Source organism: Corynebacterium sp. c24Ua_83 (assembly GCF_039907245.1).
In the GTDB taxonomy this organism is placed as follows: Bacteria; Actinomycetota; Actinomycetes; order Mycobacteriales; family Mycobacteriaceae; genus Corynebacterium.
In genome coordinates this window covers 147,675-164,127 of sequence record NZ_JASBOI010000002.1, presented here as the reverse complement: position 1 = coordinate 164,127, position 16,453 = coordinate 147,675, and the positions used below count along the sequence as shown (strand labels likewise).

Annotated in this window: 18 protein-coding genes and 3 pseudogenes; 10 read left to right on the top strand and 11 right to left on the bottom strand. The window is 61.9% G+C overall.

Features of this window, described 5'->3' with window-relative positions; all coding sequences use genetic code 11:
• Positions 1-3 precede the first annotated feature (3 nt).
• The 6 genes and pseudogenes from QKE30_RS02360 to QKE30_RS02335 all read right to left on the bottom strand — a co-directional run bounded on the left by QKE30_RS02360 (position 4) and on the right by QKE30_RS02335 (position 6,124).
• The gene (locus QKE30_RS02360; RefSeq protein WP_034973762.1) at positions 4-285 is read right to left on the bottom strand and encodes a type II toxin-antitoxin system RelE/ParE family toxin; all 282 of its coding nucleotides are present in this window, start codon (positions 283-285) and stop codon (positions 4-6) included.
• A gap of 508 nt (positions 286-793) precedes the next feature.
• Positions 794-1,474 (bottom strand): annotated as a pseudogene (locus QKE30_RS02355) (DUF305 domain-containing protein).
• A gap of 88 nt (positions 1,475-1,562) precedes the next feature.
• Positions 1,563-3,758 carry a copper-translocating P-type ATPase gene (locus QKE30_RS02350; protein ID WP_347933997.1) on the bottom strand — a complete coding sequence of 732 codons (2,196 nt, stop codon included), beginning with the start codon at positions 3,756-3,758 and terminating at the stop codon, positions 1,563-1,565.
• Between the two features lie 51 nt (positions 3,759-3,809).
• A complete protein-coding gene (locus QKE30_RS02345) occupies positions 3,810-4,136 on the bottom strand; it encodes a heavy-metal-associated domain-containing protein (RefSeq protein WP_035005531.1) in 327 nt (108 codons plus the stop codon).
• Positions 4,137-4,276: 140 nt separating this feature from the next.
• Positions 4,277-5,405 (bottom strand): annotated as a pseudogene (locus QKE30_RS02340) (HAMP domain-containing sensor histidine kinase).
• Positions 5,402-6,124 (bottom strand): response regulator transcription factor, encoded by a 723-nt coding sequence (locus QKE30_RS02335; RefSeq protein ID WP_141747080.1) that lies wholly within the window; start codon positions 6,122-6,124, stop codon positions 5,402-5,404. The pseudogene QKE30_RS02340 and the gene QKE30_RS02335 overlap by 4 nt, the downstream one beginning before the upstream one ends.
• Before the next feature lie 404 nt (positions 6,125-6,528).
• On the opposite strand from QKE30_RS02335, the gene QKE30_RS02330 reads away from it, so the two are divergent.
• The 3 genes from QKE30_RS02330 to QKE30_RS02320 all read left to right on the top strand — a co-directional run bounded on the left by QKE30_RS02330 (position 6,529) and on the right by QKE30_RS02320 (position 9,423).
• Positions 6,529-7,104, top strand: coding sequence for a CueP family metal-binding protein (locus tag QKE30_RS02330; protein WP_347934074.1), 576 nt, complete (start codon positions 6,529-6,531; stop codon positions 7,102-7,104).
• Positions 7,105-7,175: 71 nt separating this feature from the next.
• Positions 7,176-8,651, top strand: coding sequence for a multicopper oxidase family protein (locus QKE30_RS02325; RefSeq protein WP_347933996.1), 1,476 nt, complete (start codon positions 7,176-7,178; stop codon positions 8,649-8,651).
• A 334-nt stretch (positions 8,652-8,985) separates the two neighbouring features.
• Positions 8,986-9,423 carry a type IIL restriction-modification enzyme MmeI gene (locus QKE30_RS02320; protein WP_309136521.1) on the top strand — a complete coding sequence of 146 codons (438 nt, stop codon included), beginning with the start codon at positions 8,986-8,988 and terminating at the stop codon, positions 9,421-9,423.
• Positions 9,424-9,525: 102 nt separating this feature from the next.
• Here the strand turns inward: QKE30_RS02320 and erm are convergent, their stop codons facing one another.
• Positions 9,526-10,380 carry a 23S ribosomal RNA methyltransferase Erm gene (gene erm, locus QKE30_RS02315; protein WP_065422277.1) on the bottom strand — a complete coding sequence of 285 codons (855 nt, stop codon included), beginning with the start codon at positions 10,378-10,380 and terminating at the stop codon, positions 9,526-9,528.
• 349 nt (positions 10,381-10,729) lie between these two features.
• Positions 10,730-10,996, bottom strand: a complete 267-nt coding sequence (locus QKE30_RS02310; protein ID WP_005293226.1) for a recombinase family protein — start codon at positions 10,994-10,996, stop codon at positions 10,730-10,732.
• Between the two features lie 290 nt (positions 10,997-11,286).
• Here QKE30_RS02310 and QKE30_RS02305 point away from each other — a divergent pair, with 290 nt between their 5' ends.
• Together QKE30_RS02305 and QKE30_RS02300 are read left to right on the top strand one after the other, a co-directional pair.
• Positions 11,287-11,646, top strand: coding sequence for a metalloregulator ArsR/SmtB family transcription factor (locus QKE30_RS02305; RefSeq protein ID WP_005293231.1), 360 nt, complete (start codon positions 11,287-11,289; stop codon positions 11,644-11,646).
• Complete coding sequence (locus tag QKE30_RS02300; protein ID WP_347933994.1) at positions 11,643-13,535, top strand: cation-translocating P-type ATPase; 1,893 nt, start codon at positions 11,643-11,645, stop codon at positions 13,533-13,535. Before QKE30_RS02305 ends, QKE30_RS02300 begins: the two co-directional genes overlap by 4 nt.
• A gap of 78 nt (positions 13,536-13,613) precedes the next feature.
• Here the strand turns inward: QKE30_RS02300 and QKE30_RS02295 are convergent, their stop codons facing one another.
• Positions 13,614-13,850 carry a hypothetical protein gene (locus tag QKE30_RS02295; protein WP_011273879.1) on the bottom strand — a complete coding sequence of 79 codons (237 nt, stop codon included), beginning with the start codon at positions 13,848-13,850 and terminating at the stop codon, positions 13,614-13,616.
• 216 nt (positions 13,851-14,066) lie between these two features.
• Here QKE30_RS02295 and QKE30_RS02290 point away from each other — a divergent pair, with 216 nt between their 5' ends.
• From QKE30_RS02290 to arfB, 4 genes are all read left to right on the top strand, one after another.
• Positions 14,067-14,312 carry a ribbon-helix-helix protein, CopG family gene (locus QKE30_RS02290; RefSeq protein ID WP_080716819.1) on the top strand — a complete coding sequence of 82 codons (246 nt, stop codon included), beginning with the start codon at positions 14,067-14,069 and terminating at the stop codon, positions 14,310-14,312.
• Positions 14,313-14,357: 45 nt separating this feature from the next.
• The gene (locus QKE30_RS02285) at positions 14,358-14,708 is read left to right on the top strand and encodes a VOC family protein (RefSeq protein ID WP_347933993.1); all 351 of its coding nucleotides are present in this window, start codon (positions 14,358-14,360) and stop codon (positions 14,706-14,708) included.
• A gap of 102 nt (positions 14,709-14,810) precedes the next feature.
• Positions 14,811-15,014 (top strand): hypothetical protein, encoded by a 204-nt coding sequence (locus QKE30_RS02280; RefSeq protein WP_347933992.1) that lies wholly within the window; start codon positions 14,811-14,813, stop codon positions 15,012-15,014.
• A 19-nt stretch (positions 15,015-15,033) separates the two neighbouring features.
• A complete protein-coding gene (gene arfB / locus QKE30_RS02275; protein ID WP_347933991.1) occupies positions 15,034-15,477 on the top strand; it encodes an alternative ribosome rescue aminoacyl-tRNA hydrolase ArfB in 444 nt (147 codons plus the stop codon).
• 7 nt (positions 15,478-15,484) lie between these two features.
• On the opposite strand, the gene QKE30_RS02270 is transcribed toward arfB, so the two are convergent.
• Together QKE30_RS02270 and QKE30_RS02265 are read right to left on the bottom strand one after the other, a co-directional pair.
• Positions 15,485-15,745 carry a HigA family addiction module antitoxin gene (locus QKE30_RS02270; RefSeq protein ID WP_049049231.1) on the bottom strand — a complete coding sequence of 87 codons (261 nt, stop codon included), beginning with the start codon at positions 15,743-15,745 and terminating at the stop codon, positions 15,485-15,487.
• A gap of 34 nt (positions 15,746-15,779) precedes the next feature.
• A complete protein-coding gene (locus QKE30_RS02265; RefSeq protein ID WP_347933990.1) occupies positions 15,780-16,061 on the bottom strand; it encodes a type II toxin-antitoxin system RelE/ParE family toxin in 282 nt (93 codons plus the stop codon).
• 121 nt (positions 16,062-16,182) lie between these two features.
• Between QKE30_RS02265 and QKE30_RS02260 the strand changes: the two are divergent.
• Positions 16,183-16,428, top strand: a pseudogene (locus tag QKE30_RS02260) (alkane 1-monooxygenase); the annotation flags it as partial.
• Positions 16,429-16,453 lie beyond the last annotated feature (25 nt).

Genomic DNA, 16,453 nt, shown 5'->3' with positions numbered 1-16,453 from the left:
TTGTCAGTGGTAGTCAACGATCTCAACCTCCTCTGGCCCTGCGGCGGACCACCGAAAACAGATCCGCCACTGGTTGTTGATTCGAATACTGTGCTGACCCTGACGATCGTCTTTCAATGCCTCGAGACGGTTTCCCGGAGGAATCCGCAACTCTTGAAGGCTCTGTGCGTAGCCAAGCTGGCGCAGTTTACGCAGCGCCACTGAGTGAATGCGGGGATCAATCGAGGGCACACGCTCTCGATTCCACAAACGCTCAGTGTCCTTGTTGGCGAACGACTGGATCATGCTTCACCCTATCCCCCATAACGCGAAGCGTCAATAACGCTACACGTTAAACTTGAACTCCACGACGTGTCGTTGCTAAATACACTTTACCCTATGGACATACAGTAGAAGCTGCTAGAGATTGAGTAGATACAAGAAGTAAAAAGCGATAGCTAGGATCGCAGTACAACCTTCGAGACCGCGACGACGGCTGCTACCGTAGGCCTCGTTGCCTAACTGACACCAACGCCGTGTCCACTACTCGGAGGACACCCCCAACATTAATGCTGCCCTGCCGGCAGACCAGGGCGGCCGTGTGAGTATCGGACAATAATGCGTAGTCCTCCAAGGGTCTGGACACAGGGGCTTTCCCCTTTCCTCAGTGGTGCGACCAGAGGGAGTAGAAACATCCACCCCGGTGCACCCGCTGCGGTGACAACGACCCATCGCCCGCAGCAGGTGGCAATCGTCACGGTTATCCCTCTTTTTCAGATTCCTGTCCTCGGGATCAGAAAAAGACGGGGACCTGTCATAGGTCAGTGAGCATTTGCTGCATCTGGGCGATCTCGGCCTCCTGGTCGTTGATAATTTGTTCGGCCAGGGTGGTTGCATGGGGATTCTGGCCGTCAGCCACCTCGTCACGGTCCATGTCGACCGCACCTTCGTGGAGGGCATCTGCTCCAGGTAAAGGCGGGCGGCGCCGGTGCCCTGGGCTTCCTCAAGGGCTGTCATGTCCTCCTGGCTCATCATCCAGCTCATGCCACCCATCTCGCCGTGATCCATTCCACCTATCTCATCCATGGTCCCCATGCCCCAGAGTCGGTGACCGGCTGCTGGCCCCAGGCCTCGAGCATGGCGTTCATCCGGTCAATCTCCGGTCCCTGGGCGTCAATAACCCCCTGGGCAAACTCCACGACCTGGGCGGGGATGCCCTCCTTGGCCAGGAGCATCTCACTCATTTCCACGGCCTGCTTGTGATGGGGGATCATCATCTGGGCAAACATGATGTCCGCGTCGTTGTGATCGGCGGAGATCTCCCCGTCCTCCTCAGTCGCCGCCCTGGTGGTCTCGGTCGTCTCAGCGGTAGTCGTCACAGTGCTGGTGCCGAGGTGGTGGCGTCGGTGTTGCCTGAGTCGGTGGCCTCACCGCTGGCGGCCAGCGCCAGGGTGGAGGCTACGGCGAGAGCGGAAAGAACAAGGGTGCGCTTTATGGTGGAGCCCTTTCAGGGTCATATGGGGTCAGTGGAGAGAAGTGATGGATCAGTGGACGGCGGTGGATTTCGGAGTAGGCGTGGTGTGTTACTCCTTCGGACTGGTGGGAGCCAGGTGGGCCGGGTCCAGATCAATCCGGCGCAACAGCTGGGCGTTCAGGGCCACCACGATGGTCGAGGCAGACATCAAGATCGCGCCCACGGCCGGGGACAGCACGAACCCGATCGAGGCGAGCACTCCGGCGGCCAGCGGCACGGCAAGGATGTTGTAGCCAGAGGCCCAGACCAGGTTCTGGATCATCTTGCGGTAGCTGGCCTGGGACAGCTCAATCATCGACAGCACTGCCCGCGGGTCATCACTGGCTAGGACCACCCCGGCAGATTCCATGGCCACATCCGTGCCGGCACCGATGGCGATACCGACCTCCGCGCGGGTCAGAGCGGGGGCGTCGTTGACACCGTCGCCGACCATGGCCACGCTCAGGCCACGCTCCTGTAACTGGGTGACCTTGGTGTCCTTGTCCTGGGGCAGGACCTCGGCGAAGACCTCATCGATCCCCAGGTCCTGGCCAACCGCCTGGGCCACCTGCTGCGCGTCACCGGTGATCATCGCGACTTTCACCCCGCGGTCCTGCAGGGCTTTCACGGCGGCGTGGGATTCGGGGCGGACCTTGTCCTCGACGGCCACCGCACCGATGATCTGACCGTCGCGGACAATATGGAGCACACCGGCCCCACGCCCGGTCCAGGCGCTGGTGGTGTCGGTGAGCTCGGCCGGGGTGGTGAGGTTGAACTCGCGCAGCATGTTCGGCCCGCCCACGAGGATCTCAGCGCCATCGACAGTGGCCCGGACCCCCCGGCCGGAGGCGGCGCTGAAACCAGTTGCACGGATTTGCCGACGGGAGGCCTCGGGATGGGCGGCCGCGGCCGCCACGATGGCGCGGGCCACGGGGTGCTCGCTGTCGGCCTCCGCGGCGGCGGCCAGGGCCAGCAGCTCGTCCTCGGTGACGCCGCCAGCTGCCGCGACACCGGTGACCGCGTGCGCTCCCTCGGTCAGGGTGCCGGTTTTGTCGAAGAGCATCACGTCGATGGTGCGCATCCGCTCGAGCGCCATCCGGTCCTTGATGAGCACCCCGGATTTCGCGGCCCGCTCGGTGGAGATCGCAATGACCAGCGGAATCGCCAGGCCCAGGGCGTGCGGGCAGGCGATGACCAGTACCGTGACCGTGCGCGCCACGGCATCGTCCGGGCTGCCGATGATGATCCACACCACCGCGGTGATCAGAGCGGAGATCAGCGCGAACCAGAACAATAACGCCGCCGCCCGATCCGCCAGGGCCTGGGCCCGGGAGGAGGACTCCTGGGCGTCGGCAACCAAGCGTTGGATCCCGGCCAGGGCGGTGTCCCCGCCGGTAGCCTCCACCCGGATGCGGACGGTGTTGTCGGTGGCCACAGTACCGGCGACCACCTTGTCACCGGTGTCGCGGAAGACGGGACGGGATTCGCCGGTGATCATCGCCTCATCGAATTCGGCGGCTCCGTCGAGGATGGTTCCGTCGGCCGGCACTCGGGCACCGGCCCTCACCAGCACGACGTCGTCGACGGCCAGCTCGGAGATGGCCACGGTGCGGGTGGTCCCGTCGATGACTTTCTCGGCCTCATCCGGCAGCAGGGCAGCCAGCGCGTCAAGCGCGGAGGACGCGGCCCCGAGAGCGCGCATCTCCAGCCAATGGCCCAGCAGCATGATGGTCACCAGCAGAGCCAGCTCCCACCAGAAGTCCAGGTCAAAACCGCCCAGCCCCAGAGTGGTGACCCAGGAGGCGACAAACGCCACGGTGATGGCCATGGCGATCAGGAGCATCATCCCGGGTTGGCGGGATTTCAGTTCGTTCCATCCGCCCTTGAGGAAAGGCGTTCCGCCGTAGACGAAGATGATCGTGCCCAGCACCGGGGGGATCCAGGTGGATCCGGGGAATGCCGGGAGATGGTAGCCGAGCAGCTGGGCGACCATGGGGCTGAAAATAACGACGGGAATGGACAGAATCAGCGACCACCAGAAGCGTTCCCGAAACATTGCGGTGCTGTGTCCGGCGTGTTCGCCGTGACTATGAACGTGGTGGTCGTCGTCCATGGCGGAGTGCGGGTGATCGTGGGGCATCGCCTGGCCGTGGGTGTCGGCATCTGCGTGGTGTTCGTGGCTGGCATGATGCGTGTGGTGGGTGTGGTCTGTTTCCGGAGCGGGGTGATCACCATGGTGGTCACCGGAATGGTAGGGAGTGCTCATGACGTTCCTTTCGCTCAACCCGGTCGGGGTCGAGATGATGGGTAAAACTGATCAGGATAAGACGGTGTAGCCGGCCTCTTCGATGGCCCGGCGAACCATCTCCGGAGGTACGACACCGGTGACCCTGACGGTAGAAACACCACCAGCAGCGAGATCAATCTGGACGTCGTCGACCTGGGGGAGGGCCTGAAGGGCCTGGGTCACGCTTTTCACGCAGTGCCCGCAGGTCAGGCCGGTGACCTGGTAGCTCGGGGAGGATCCTCCTGCTGACGAGTCGCTGGCGGCAGGGATGGAGGCGGTGTCGGCACGTGAGGCAGGTCCGCAACAGCTGCAGCCGTGGGAGTCCATCGGCAAGAGGCGGGGCGGGGAGGTGATCATAGGAAAGCTCCTTCGGTTCGGTAGGGTTCGGCGATGCCGCTATCTAGCGTATACCCCCTGGGGGTATATTTTCAGCATACCCCCTGGGGGTATATTCTCAAGGGGTGGAGGGCACGGCCCTCACGCGGGGCAGGGTGTGGTCACCGAGCAGCCTCCTCACTGTCGGGAGGGGACAGCGGGAGGCGGAGGGCAAACACCGCTCCGCAACCGGGTCCGGGGGAGGTGGCTGTGAGAGTGCCGTCGTGGGCCTCGATCAATGCCTTGGAGATGGTCAGACCGATACCGGACCCGGCGGCGTCCCGGCTGCGGGCGGCATCTCCCCGGTAGAAGCGTTCGAAGATGTGTCCGAGCTGGTCAGGTGGGATGCCCTCGCCGTCATCGGCGACGTGGATGAGCGCGGTGGACGCCCCCTGTCGGTGGACGCTGATCCGGACCTGCCCGCCGGCCGGGGTGTGCCGTAGCGCGTTCGACAGGAGATTGCTCATCACCTGGCCGAAGCGTTGCCGGTCCACGAGCACCCGGGCGGTTTCTGTAATGGTCTCGACCTGTAAATCGACGCCTTTGTCAGCATAAGCTTCCCCCGCGGCAGCAGCGGCGGTATGGAGCAGATCCCCGAGCCCTTCCTCCGCCAGGTCCAAATCGATCCGGTGTTCCTGGCCCCGGGAGACATCGTCGATGTCTTCCATCAACCGGGTCAGGCGGGTGAGTTGGTCAGCCATGATCGTGTGGGTGGCATTATTCCAGTCCACGACCCCGTCCTGGAGACCATCGAGGTAGACCGTGAGCACCGATAAGGGGGTGCCCATTTCGTGGGCCAGATCAGAGAGCATCTGGCGGCGGACCTGTTCGGTGTGTTCCAGCCGGTCGGCCATGGTGTTGAAGGCATGCGCCAGGGTGGTGACCTCGGGGCCTGCTTTTCCGGCGGGCACGCGGATACGGGAGTTGCCGGCCGTTAGGCTGGTAGCGGCGCGGGTGAGATCCTGCAGGGGGGGTGCGCAGACGACGCGATAACCACAGGCTGGCCAGCAGGGCACTGATCAAGGCGGTGGGTAGGGCGACGGCCAGGGTGATCAGGTTGGCGCCCCGGTAGGCCTGCTCGGCATGGAACAGCTCCAGCGAAGGGTCCTCCCGGCCGGTCATCAACATATGATCGTGGAACAGGGGCGGGCCCACCATCGTGGCCACGGCCGCGGCCACCAGCAGGCTAATCACCACGACCAACACCTGGGCGGCCAGGAAGCGGAAGGTCAGGCCGGGTCCGTGATTCATGGCTGCCCCACCCGGTAGCCCACGCCACGCACGGTGTCGATAAACCCCCGGCCCCGGGTGTCGGTGCCGAGCTTGCGACGCAAGTTGCCGATGTGGACATCGACGATGCGTTCATCACCGACCCAGGTGGTGTCCCAGACCTCGGTGACCAGGTCGTGGCGGGTCAGCACCTGGCCGGGGCGCAGGGCCAGGGCAACCAGCAGCTCGAACTCCGTGCCGGTGAGCTCCACGGTCGTCTCCCCCACCCGCACCTGATGGGCGACGGGGTCAAGGATGAGGTCACCAACGATCAAGGGGGTGGTCACCTGCGGTGGGGTGGTGCTGGTGCGTGGACGGCGCAGCACCGCATGCACCCGGGTCACCAGTTCCCGGATGCTAAAAGGTTTGGTGATGTAGTCATCCGCCCCCAGGGTCAAACCGCTGATCTTGTCGTCCTCGCTGCCACGCGCGGTGAGCATGAGGATGTAGCAGTCCGAGAAGGTGCGGATGCGTCGGCACACCTCCAGGCCGTCGAGTTGGGGCAGCCCCAGATCCAGCACCACGACATCGGGGGAAAAGCGACGGGACTCGTCCACGGCCTGGGTGCCGGTGTGCGCCTGGCGGGTATCGAAGCCGGCCCGGATGAGGTAGGAGGCCACCATCTGAGCCAGGGGTTGTTCATCATCGACGACCAGCACCCGCCCCGGGGGCGTGGCGGTGGTCGGTGTGTGGTCAGCCATAGACCCCAGTATCGCTCCGGCCAAGGGGGAATACCATCCTCGCTCAGTGCCCGCCGGGGAATCTTCATCAAATCTTCAAACATCACCCTTCGACCGCCGTCACCCCTGTGCCCCGCCCCGGGCCGGCGGCATCGCCTCCCCTGGTCGGTTCAGCAGGCGCCACCAGGGATTTCACTGCTTGCACCGCATACCCGGGGCGGGTAGAAGGACATCGCCCACGGCTGTGGGGTGGTGTTCCGGTGGTGACCCAGCCCACCGAATTCACCCCCCTTTTCGCCCTGTTATAAGACTGTGAGCAGGGTTTTTGAATTCTAGTCCGTTAGGCACCCGTGCTAGATAAAGGTATGGCATCGACCTTGAGGCGGTGTCTTCTCATGGCCCAGCCACGATCCAAGGAGATTGACGTGAAACGAGCAGCGATCGCAGCCGCCGCCCTTGCCCTCGCCCTCACGGGGTGTTCGGCCGCCGACCCGGAACCCACCGCCGATGAGACGGTGTCCCAGGACACATTCCTGACTACCCATGGCCTGGCCGGCATGGACGCGGTGGAGATTATTGATCACCTCGACCGGCAGAAGGTCACTGAGCGTCCCACGGATCTGATCGCCTCAGTGCGTAACGATGAACTGCTGCTCTCGAGCGATGACCAGGAAGTCGTGGTTGATCTTCCCGACAATCAGACGTATGTCTCGATCGCACCCTATCTCACCTCCACCCACGACTGCTTCTACCACAGCCTCACGACCTGCCAGGGGGAACTCGACAATGAGGATATCCAGGTCACGATCACCGATGAGGCGACCGGTGAGGTGCTGGTGGACGAGGCGACAACCACCTTCGACAACGGGTTTGTCGGCTTCTGGCTTCCCGATGATGTCACCGGCCTGATTGAGGTCAGCTACCAGGGGCGTACCGGCACCACGGAGTTTTCCACCACCGACGACGGTGCCACCTGTGTCACAGACCTGCGCCTGACGTGATGGCTCAGCAGGATCCTCACCTGCGCCTGTCTCCCGTGTCACTGAAATCTTGCACCAAGAAAGGTTAAATCATGACGAACGCGTTTTCCCGACGACAGTTTCTGCTCGGCGGGCTCGTCCTCGCCGGCACCGGGGCCGTGGCCGCCTGCACCAGCGCCCCTGGACCCGCTGCCTCGGCACCAGGTCCCTCCCTTCGCCCCACCCCCACTGCGCTCGGTGAGCCGACGGTGCGCAGGACACTGACCGCCCGGCCCCTCTCTCTGGATATCGGCGGTATCGAAGCCAAGACGTGGGGATACGTCTCTGACACCGGGGATGCGGCCATTGAGGCCACCGCCGGCGACGTCCTCCAGGTCGATATCACCAATGAACTGCCTGAGAGCACCTCCATCCACTGGCATGGCATCGCACTCCACAACGCAGCCGACGGTGTGCCCGGCATGACCCAGGACCCCATTGAACCTGGCGCGTCTTTCTCCTATGTTTTTGAAGTCCCCCACGGTGGCACCTACTTCTACCATTCCCACACCGGCCTGCAGCTTGATCGCGGCCTCCACGCCCCACTGATCATCCGTGACCCGCAAGACGCTGAAGACCAGGACGTTGAGTGGACCATCGTGCTCGACGACTGGGTCGATGGCATTCAGGGCACTCCCGACGATGAGCTCGACAAGCTCACCGGAATGGGTTCGGGCGACCATAACGGGGGTATGGGAATGGGAGGTCACGGCCAGATGATGCACGGCACCCCGGACCGGGTACTGGGCGGGGATGTCGGCGATGTGATGTATCCGCACTACCTCATCAACGGACGTATCCCCCGTGCTCACCGGACCTTCGAGGCTCGCCCGGGCGACAAGGCCCGCCTGCGGTTTATCAACTCCGGCGGTGACACCATCTTCAAGGTGGCCCTCGGTGGTCACCGCATGACCGTCACCCACACCGACGGCTTCCCCGTCCAGCCCCGGGAGACCGAATCGATCTACCTGTCGATGGGCGAGCGTGTCGACGTCGAGGTCATCCTCGGCGACGGCATCTTCCCGCTCACGGCTTTGGCGGTGGGTAAGGACGACCGCGCCTTCGCCGTCATCCGCACCGCCGGCGGCCAGGCCCCCCACCCCGATGTCGACTTCCCCGAGTTGTCGTCCACCGGACTGCTCCTGTCCTCCCTGAAGCCAGCAGACCGTGCACTCCTACCCGAGGACACACCAGACCGAGAAGTCAGCATCGACCTGGGCGGGCAGATGATGCCGTATGAATGGAGCATTCTCACCGACGGCCAATCCTCCTCCGCGACCGTGCAGGAGGGCCAGCGCCTGCGGATGGTCATGCGCAACAGGACCATGATGCCCCACCCCATGCACATCCACGGCCACACGTGGGCGCTGCCCGGCAGCGGCGGACTACGCAAGGACACCGTCCTTCTCCGCCACGGTGAAACCATGATCGCCGACCTGATCGCTGACAACCCCGGTGAGTGGGCATTTCACTGCCATAACGCCTATCACATGGAAACCGGGATGCTCAGCTCGCTTCGCTACGAGTAACCCCCACAGCAGGGTATCGAGCGAGATGCGAAGGTAAATGGCAGCACGTGTTGTTATACGACTAACACTAGCGCGCCTTAGGTTACGTTGAACTTGAACTCCACGGAGTGTCGGCGATAACTAACCATTTGATGCGCGCGTGCGGAATTAACAACGAAATACCGCTAAAACAGACAACATATGGGGTGCACAGAAACACATATAGGTTCTGCGGAAAACCTATAGGGCGCGTCGCTAAAAACCGCTGTGCGCGGAAAACATAAAGGGTTTACGGACCCGGTCCCAGACCCCTCAATACTCTGAGCCGGAAGAATGGAAAGTGGAAGGTTGATGTATCCCCGCTATTTATTTTTTCCGTTTTTCGGAGTACATCGGGAGCTACAACTGCGGACCAGCTCTGTGTGAACTAGATGAGAAGGCGCAGCAGCGAATCATCGACGCTGGACAGTTGGTGCTGCGGGCACGCGAGCGGCACCCCCGGCGGTCACTCGCGGAGCACTACAACCCGTTATCGATGGACCCAATTCTGCTCAAGGCTCACAACAACTTGGACCAGGAAGTCGATAAGGCTTTCGGTGCGGCACGCAAACTCACCAACGAGCGCCACCGCCAGGAGCTACTGTTCGCCAGCTACGGGGAGTTGGCGAGGGGCTATGTCTCCTCGCTTTCATCAAAATCGAAACCACCAGCAGGGTCGTTCCCCGTGCGGGTGATTTTGATCGGCCCGCTGCCGGGTGTAGAACCCTGTCGCTGGCAACGCCGGGAACTATGACTGTGCCCGACGAGAACACGTCACTGTCATAACGCGGCTCACGGTAGACGAGCATGGGTCGTTCACTACTACTGGTGGATTTCGGTTTTGGTGGTGGGGGGATTACCGCCGCCGGCCTCGTTTTTTCCGTTGAGGAGGGCGTTGACTACTTCCCGATTGTGAAATGGGCCGATGGCGCGGTGGAGAGAAACCAGTCACCTGGAAGAGATCGATCCAGTCGCTGGTGCGCAATCTGGGAGGTAGGGTTGCGGGGTCGATTCCTCGCGAGCGCAACCATGATTGTGTCTCTGAACGTGATGAAAACAACCCTGCCCTTCGGAGAATTTCCCCTATCCCGCGTCCCCGGGCGGTGAAAACGGTGTGCACCATCGCCTGAAAGGCTTTGCGCTGCTCTATCGGGATCTTCGGGTCACCCACCCGGCGGATCACTAAGATCCCCCCGTCAACGTTTGGCTGTGGCCGGAAAGCAGACCTTGGTACTCGGGAACCAAGGTGAAATGTGAACCATGGGGACCACTGAGCCGTCATCATTGTGCTTGCGCCTACCCCGGCCCGGCGGCGAGCGACTTCCCACTGCATGAGGAGTACAGCGTCAGTCCATGCCGGCGCATGCAACAACTTTCGAAGAATGGCAGTGGTGAGGTGAAAGGGAATGTTTCCCACAATGACGCAGGGAGTGGCGGGTAACGGGAAGTTAAGGAAATCATCATGGACCACTTCGACCGACGCCGAGGCGGTCTTTTTTGTGAGTTTGGCAGCTAGTTTTGCGTCTACCTCAACTGCCGTTATTGGCCTCCCCAAGCGGGATAGCGGGTGAGTGAGGGCACCGCTTCCTGGCCCGATCTCAATGATGGGGCCAGAGGATTGTTTTACAAGATCGACGATGGAGTTGATGATCTTGTGGTCTGTGAGAAAATTTTGGCCATGTTCGTGACGGCCGTATCCGTATGTAGACATCAGGTGTGCTCCGTGGAGTTGAAACGAAGCCGGGCATGGCAAATGGCCGCCCGGCTAAAGGACCGGAGCGGTTTCTAACCTGCGGGAGGGAGAAAACCGCCTTAGCGGCTGGTGAGCGGCCGCATGAAAACGGAACCTGAAATCAACATGGGCCTATCGTATCCAATTAATTTCGCAGGGTCCAATACGGTGAGAAAGAAGACAACCGCACCGCAACAGTGCAAGACCTCTCTGGATTGGAATTTGTCCTACTTTCGGCTCGTCGTACAGACGCCACTGGCGTATTTTGTCTCTGGGCAACGAGGGGGAGTTACCCCCACCTCCGGATGTTTTTAAGGTGCACCCCTGATTACGCTGTGGTGCGGGAGTAATTTTGTCCGACCGATCGGACTATCCACCGACGTGGGGCGGGTAGTTCGAGGTCCCAGCAGATGATCGCGTCGATTTCGCCGCGTTCAAAGGACGCCACCATGGCGTCGTAGTCGGGGCGAGCCACATTCTTCTTTGACGCGGAAATGGACTGATCGACGTAGTTATGTCCTATGTCCAACGTGCAAGCCACGCTGCTTTGCAATGGCTTCACAGTCCTGACGCTGCCGGTCGATGGTGAGGCCATCCACGTCAGCGTCTCGTGAGATACGAAGGTAAATAGGAGCGCGTGTTGTCAAACGCTATTAATAAGGCCCTTAGCTACACATTGAACTTAAACTCGACGGTATGTAGTTGCAAAGTTACTTTCTCGAGAACCTCGCCGCCCACGTCGCTCCCGCGTTGGGTGGCAGCCGAACCACAAAGGATCAGTCATCTGCTATCCCATCGACTAATTCTTGCAGGTCGCAGGACCTTCGCGTAACTGTCAGTTCAGCGCATTTTGAATAGTTCAGCACACGATGTATTGTTCAGCACATGCTGACCATTGTTTCACGCCTCGACGTCATGAACCGGCTCGGCCGGGCCATGGCGGATCCGACGCGCTCCAGAATCCTGATGACACTACTCGACGGCCCGAGCTACCCGGCCGTGCTTTCGCGCGACCTGGACCTGACCCGCTCGAACGTCTCGAACCACCTGACCTGCCTGCGCGACTGCGGCATCGTCGTCGCCGAGCCGGAGGGCCGCAAGACACGCTACGAAATCGCCGATCCGCACCTCGCGGCAGCGCTCAACGCGCTGGTGAACGCGACGTTGGCTGTCGACGAAAACGCCCCGTGCATCGACCCTGAATGCTCGGTGCCCGGCTGCGGCGAGAAGGGAGCGGACGCATGAGCTCGGCGTGTGGATGCGCACACGAACCCGCCACAGAGATCGAAGAACTCGATCGGCCATGGTGGAAGGACCCCGAGTTGCTACTGCCGATCTTCTCCGGCGTAGCCCTCGGCATAGGTCTGGCGCTGGACTGGTCCGGGGTAGAGACACCCGCGACAGTACTGTTCTGGGTCGGCCTGCTGCTAGGGGCGTATACGTTCGCGCCCGGCGCGATCCGAAACCTTGTCACGAAGCGCAAGCTCGGCATTGGTTTGCTGATGACGATCAGCGCGGTCGGCGCGGTAATCCTCGGTTACGTCGGAGAGGCCGCGGCGCTAGCGTTCCTGTACTCGATCGCCGAGGCGCTGGAAGACAAGGCAATGGACCGGGCCCAAGGCGGACTGCGGGCACTGTTGAAGCTGGTACCGCAAACCGCGACCGTGCTGCGCGGCGGTACTACGGCCGAGGTCGCTGCGAAGGACCTTGAGGTTGGCGAGCTAATGGTCGTACGCCCCGGGGAGCGGATCGCCACGGACGGCATCATTCGGTCCGGACGCTCCAGCCTTGACACCTCAGCGATCACCGGAGAATCCATTCCGGAGGAGGTTGCGCCCGGCGACGAGGTACCCGCGGGAGCGATCAACTCCGCCGGTGTGCTGGAGGTCGAGACGACCGCAGCTGGAACGGACAACTCGCTGACCACACTCGTCGACCTCGTCGAGCAGGCGCAGGCGGAAAAGGGCGACCGCGCCCGGATCGCCGACCGAATTGCCCAACCCCTAGTGCCCGGGGTGATGATCCTGGCGGTGCTGGTCGGCGTGATCGGCTCGCTGCTGGGCAACCCCGAGACGTGGATCACCCGAGCGTTGGTGGTCCTGGTCGCAGCATCCCCGTGTGCGCTGGCAATCTCCGTGCCGCTGACGGTCGTAGCCGCCATCGGCGCGGCCAGCCAGTTCGGCGTGGTCATCAAGTCCGGCGCGGCGTTCGAGCGACTCGGTGGCATCCGTCACCTGGCGGTGGACAAGACCGGAACCCTTACCCGCAACCAGCCCGAGGTTACCGACGTGGTCCCGGCAGACGGATTCGATCGGGCGCAGGTGCTTGCCTTCGCGGCGGCAGTTGAGCAGCAATCGACGCACCCCCTCGCCGCGGCGATCGTGGCAGCGGAGCCCGAAGCGCCCACCGCCTTGGATATCAGCGAGGAAGCCGGACATGGCATCGGCGGCACTGTCGAAGGTCGACGGGTGCTGGTGGGCAGCCCCCGGTGGATCGACGCCGGGCCACTAAAGGCAGACGTTGAGCGCATGGAGTCCGAGGGCCAGACCTGCGTCCTTGTCACCGTCGATGACGCCCTCTCTGGGGCGATCGGGGTCCGCGACGAGCTGCGGCCCGAGGTGCCCGAAGCCGTGCAGACCCTGCACGCCAACGACGTGGAAGTGAGCATGCTCACCGGCGACAACACTCGCACCGCCCGGGCGCTGGCTGAAATCGCCGGAATCGACGACGTGCGCGCCGAGCTTCGCCCGGAGGACAAGGCAAGCATCGTCGCCGAACTCTCCTCCAAGACGCCGACGGCGATGATTGGCGACGGCATCAACGACGCTCCTGCGCTGGCGGGCGCGACGGTGGGCATAGCGATGGGAGCGACCGGCTCTGACGCCGCAATCGAGTCCGCTGACGTCGCCTTCACCGGCCACGACCTCCGACTGATCCCGCAGGCGCTGCAGCACGCCCGTCGAGGCAGCAGGATTATTAACCAGAACATCGTGCTGTCTCTGGCCATCATCATCGTGTTGATGCCGCTGGCGATCAGCGGCGTGCTGGGTCTGGCCGCCGTCGTGTTGGTTCACGAGGTCGCCGAGGTCATCGTGATTTTGAACGGCCTGCGGGCTGCGCAAGCGAAGCGCTGAGACACACCTTCGCCCAGCGCGCTGGCTCTCCAGCGCGGATCTTGGAAGGATCGAGCTGCTTAGGGACCAAGCGTCGCCTCAAAACTTTTGCTGCCGAGCTTCATCGACACGGTCCGCGACTACCTGGGCAGTGTGTTTGGCAAAGAGCCCCACACCCATCAGGGTTGCCGATCCGTCGCCGGTCCAGTTGCCATAACCGACTAGATGCAGATTCTTCACTGCGGTTTCGCGGCCACGCATGAGGTGGCGGAATGGACTGAGGGCCGGACGGAAACCAGTGCACCAGATCAGATGGTCGTGGTCGAGCTCGCTCAAGCTATCGAAGATGGGGGTAGCGGTGAGCTGGCCGGAGTCGCGGAGCTCACGTAAATGAGGAAGCGCGACAATGTCCCCGAGGTTCAGGCCGGAATCGCCACCGAGAATCCGGCGGTGGCTGCCCGCGTTAAACGTTGAACTTGAACTCCACGGATTGTCGAAAGACTATAACCTCCCCCGAGCCGCCAAGCCCTTTTCCGTATTACGATTATGTTCATGAAAACTATCAACGGAAAGCCAGTCAGCGAAGAGCAAATCGATGCGTGGGTAACCGAAGCCGAGAAAGGCTACGACGTAGAAATACTTCGTCGACGAGGAAGGAAACCTCGCAACGAAGATACTGCGAAGGTTATCTCCATTCGGCTCTCTCCTCGCGAAATCTTGGACCTCGACAAATACGCAGCCGCCCACGGATGGTCACGGTCCCAGGCAATCCGCGAAGCGCTAAAGAATGCTATTTAGAAATGCACGTAGCAAGCGTCAGATCCCATCCTCATAATAGAGACCATGAATGATGCCAATCTCACGATCCGGCAGATCACCTTCGACTGCCACGATCCCTCAAAGCTCGCCAAGTTTTGGTCCGCCGCAACCGGATGCGAAATCGCCGCGGATTACGGCGATTTTGTGATGGTTGATTCCACCCCGGCGCTGGGATTTCAGCGCATCAAGGATCCGACACCTGGGAAAAACCGCATGCACATCGACGTTGGCGGGGCGGAGCGCGAAACTTTAATAGAACGCCTCAAAGACCTAGGCGCTACCGAACTCACCACCCACGAGGCGCCGGGATTGGTGTGGACTGTCATGCAGGACCCGGAAGGCAACGAGTTCTGCGTGGGTAACCCCGGGGACTAGCTACACTACGCGGAGCGTCTCTAGGTCCAAGGCTGGCGTCAATCTGTGATGTCGCTAGCGGGAGACACAGTCAATGTCGCGAACTGCGCCCGTCAGGCTGCGGTGGATCAGGCGCAGAAAGCCACCGAGAAAATTCGCGACATGAACGACGACCGGCTACTTGCGAAGGCCGCTGAAATCGAAGCCCGACGGGAGAAGGAAGAGCAAAAAGCACTCGACTCAACCGACGACGAGAATAATTCTGAGGCTGAACCCCGTCCGTCGCGACGCGGTCTCCGCTTCCGCCGAGACAAGAACGACTCGTAGGGCACCTAGACTGGGCTGCATGAAAGACCTGACCATCGCGCCCGGCCCGGGGATCCCCGACGGTGCAGTCATCACCGCTGCCGACCTAACGGAGCGGTTCGCGAAGTCGTCGGGTCCGGGCGGCCAGGGCGTCAACCCGACCGACAGCAAGGTCCAGCTTTCCATCGATATCGCTGAAAGCGCATCGCTTACCGACGCCCAACGCCGCCGGATCTTGCGCAACCTCGAGCACCGCTTGGACGGCTCCGTCCTCACCGTGTCTGCGTCGACCCAGCGGTCGCAGGTGCGCAACCGAGCTGAGGCACGCGAACGCATGGCCGCCCTGTTGCGCGAGGCCCTAGCTCCGCCCCCTCCCCCGCGGCACAAAACGAAGCCGACGAGGGGCTCGGTACGGCGCCGTCTCGAAGCAAAGAAGCGGCGCTCGGAGCTGAAAGCGATGAGGCAACGGCCCCAAATTCCCTAGGTGCGGCCTACGCCGAAGCAGCTTGGACCGGCTGAATCCGCTCGATCTCGGCGAGGATTTTGTCTTCTGCCACATCCAGGTCGTACTGGGTCTGCAACCCAAGCCAGAACTGGGGGCTCATCTCGAAAAACTTCGCTAGACGAAGGGCCGTGTCAGCGGTTACAGCGCGCTTACCGTGAACAATTTCGTTGATCCGGCGGGGCGGAACGCCGATGGAGACGGCGAGCTTGTGCTGGGTGATCCCCATTCCCTTGAGAAAGTCCTCCATTAGGATCTCACCGGGGTGAACCGGAGGGAGCTTGTCAGTGGTAGTCAACGATCTCAACCTCCTTTGGCCCCGCAGCGGACCACCGAAAACAGATCCGCCACTGGTCGTTGATTCGAATGCTGAACTGACCCCGCCGATCACCTTTCAACGCCTCAAGCCGGTTTCCCGGGGGAATCCGTAACTCATCAAGAGTCTGCGCGTACCCAAGCTGGCGAAGCTTACGCAGCGCTACTGAGTGAATGCGGGAATCGATCGAGCGAACCCGCTCTCGATTCCACAGACGCTCAGTGTCCTTGTCAGCGAACGACTGGATCATGCTTCACCCTATCCCCCATAACGCGAAACGTCAATAACGTTACACGTTAAATTTGAACTCAACGGTATGTCGTTGCAAAGTTACCCCCTCTCGTTAACACCATCAAAAGGAGTGTTATTCAATGAAAGCGATCGGCTTCTTAAGCTTCGGGCATTACGCCTTCGGCAGCTAGTGCGGGCCATCTGCGGAAAAGATCGCCAAGACTCGTCTGGAGATCACCCAGGCTGCGGACGAAATCGGCGTGAACAACGCGTCCTTCCGAGTCCACCACTTCGCACTGCAGGCCTCCGCCCCGATGCCGCTGCTGTGTGCTATCGCGGCCACCACCAAAATCATCGAGGTGGGCACCGGCGGCATCGACATGCGCTAGCGCATATCGGGGTTGTAGCGTT